At 53.5% G+C, this 2,538-nt stretch carries 1 rRNA gene; it reads right to left on the reverse strand.

Annotation, left to right across the window (positions count from 1 at the left end):
• Nucleotides 1-2,538 (reverse strand): 23S ribosomal RNA (locus tag ABRS97_RS27870); the annotation flags it as partial.

Genomic DNA, 2,538 nt, shown 5'->3' on the forward strand with positions numbered 1-2,538 from the left:
CTGCACTTCCACCTCGAACCTATCAACCTCGTCGTCTACAAGGGGTCTTACATACTGGGAAATCTCATCTTGAGGGGGGCTTCACGCTTAGATGCTTTCAGCGCTTATCCCCTCCGTACATAGCTACCCAGCTATGCCTCTGGCGAGACAACTGGTACACCAGCGGTACGTCCATCCCGGTCCTCTCGTACTAAGGACAGCTCCTCTCAAATTTCCTACGCCCGCGACAGATAGGGACCGAACTGTCTCACGACGTTCTGAACCCAGCTCGCGTACCGCTTTAATGGGCGAACAGCCCAACCCTTGGGACCTACTTCAGCCCCAGGATGCGATGAGCCGACATCGAGGTGCCAAACCTCCCCGTCGATGTGGACTCTTGGGGGAGATAAGCCTGTTATCCCCAGGGTAGCTTTTATCCGTTGAGCGATGGCCCTTCCATTCGGTACCACCGGATCACTAAGTCCGACTTTCGTCCCTGCTCGACTTGTTTGTCTCGCAGTCAAGCTCCCTTATGCCTTTGCACTCTGCGAATGATTTCCAACCATTCTGAGGGAACCTTTAAACGCCTCCGTTACATTTTAGGAGGCGACCGCCCCAGTCAAACTGCCCACCTGACACTGTCCCCATACCGGTTCACGGTACCAGGTTAGAACTCCGATACGATCAGGGTGGTATCCCAACGGCGCCTCCACCTAAGCTGGCGCTCAGGCTTCAACGGCTCCCACCTATCCTGTACAGATCGTACCAAAGTCCAATATCAAGCTGCAGTAAAGCTCCATGGGGTCTTTCCGTCTTGTCGCGGGTAACCTGCATCTTCACAGGTATTAAAATTTCACCGGATCTCTCGTTGAGACAGCGCCCAAGTCGTTACGCCATTCGTGCGGGTCAGAATTTACCTGACAAGGAATTTCGCTACCTTAGGACCGTTATAGTTACGGCCGCCGTTTACTGGGGCTTCGGTTCATAGCTTCGGGTTTAACCCCTAACCACTCCCCTTAACCTTCCAGCACCGGGCAGGCGTCAGCCCGTATACTTCGCCTTGCGGCTTCGCACAGACCTGTGTTTTTGCTAAACAGTCGCTTGGGCCTTTTCACTGCGGCCCCCTCGGGCTATTCACCCTACCGAGGCACCCCTTCTCCCGAAGTTACGGGGTCATTTTGCCGAGTTCCTTAACGAGAGTTCTTCCGCGCGCCTTAGAATTCTCTTCTCACCCACCTGTGTCGGTTTGCGGTACGGGCACCTTCGCCTGGCTAGAAGCTTTTCTTGGCAGTGTGAAATCATGACCTTCGGTACTTTAAATTTCCCTCCCCATCACAGCCCAGCCTTACGGTTAGCGGATTTGCCTACTAACCAGCCTCACTGCTTGGACGAGCATCCATCAGCTCGCGTCACTATCCTTCTGCGTCACTCCATCGCTCATAACGGCTACGGTGGTACAGGAATTTCCACCTGTTGTCCATCGACTACGCCTTTCGGCCTCGCCTTAGGTCCCGACTTACCCTGAGCGGACGAGCCTTCCTCAGGAACCCTTAGGTTTTCGGCGGATCAGATTCTCACTGATCTTTTCGTTACTTATACCGGCATTCTCACTCGTATGCGCTCCACCTGTCCTTCCGGTCAGACTTCAACGTACATACGACGCTCCCCTACCCAAGTGCAAATTCATGCACGAGCCATAGCTTCGGTGGCGTGTTTAGCCCCGTTACATTTTCGGCGCAGAGTCACTCGACCAGTGAGCTATTACGCACTCTTTCAATGGTGGCTGCTTCTAAGCCAACATCCTGGTTGTCTGTGCAACTCCACATCCTTTCCCACTTAACACACACTTGGGGACCTTAGCTGATGGTCTGGGCTGTTTCCCTTTTGACAATGGATCTTAGCACTCACTGTCTGACTCCCGGATTTAAGTTTGTGGCATTCAGAGTTTGACTGGACTTGGTAACCCTTGGCGGGCCCCGCACCCAATCAGTGCTTTACCTCCACAACTCAACATCCGAGGCTAGCCCTAAAGCTATTTCGGGGAGAACCAGCTATCTCCGAGTTCGATTGGAATTTCTCCGCTACCCCCACCTCATCCCCGAATTTTTCAACATTCGTGGGTTCGGGCCTCCAGTGAGTGTTACCTCACCTTCACCCTGGACAGGGGTAGATCACACGGTTTCGGGTCTACGTCCACGTACTCAAGCGCCCTATTCAGACTCGCTTTCGCTGCGGCTCCGTCTTTTCGACTTAACCTCGCACGGGAACGTAACTCGCCGGTTCATTCTACAAAAGGCACGCCATCACACATAAAGAGTGCTCTGACTTTTTGTAAGCACACGGTTTCAGGTTCTTTTTCACTCCGCTTCCGCGGTGCTTTTCACCTTTCCCTCACGGTACTGCTTCACTATCGGTCGCTAGGTAGTATTTAGCCTTGGCAGATGGTCCTGCCGGATTCCGACGGGGTTTCACGTGTCCCGCCGTACTCAGGATCCCTCTAGGCATACGTTTGTTTTGGGCTACAGGGCTTTTACCTTCTATGCCGGACCTTTCCAGATC

Origin of the sequence: Paenibacillus tabacirhizosphaerae (genome assembly GCF_040812395.1) — a bacterium.
Taxonomy (GTDB): Bacteria; Bacillota; Bacilli; order Paenibacillales; family NBRC-103111; genus Paenibacillus_E.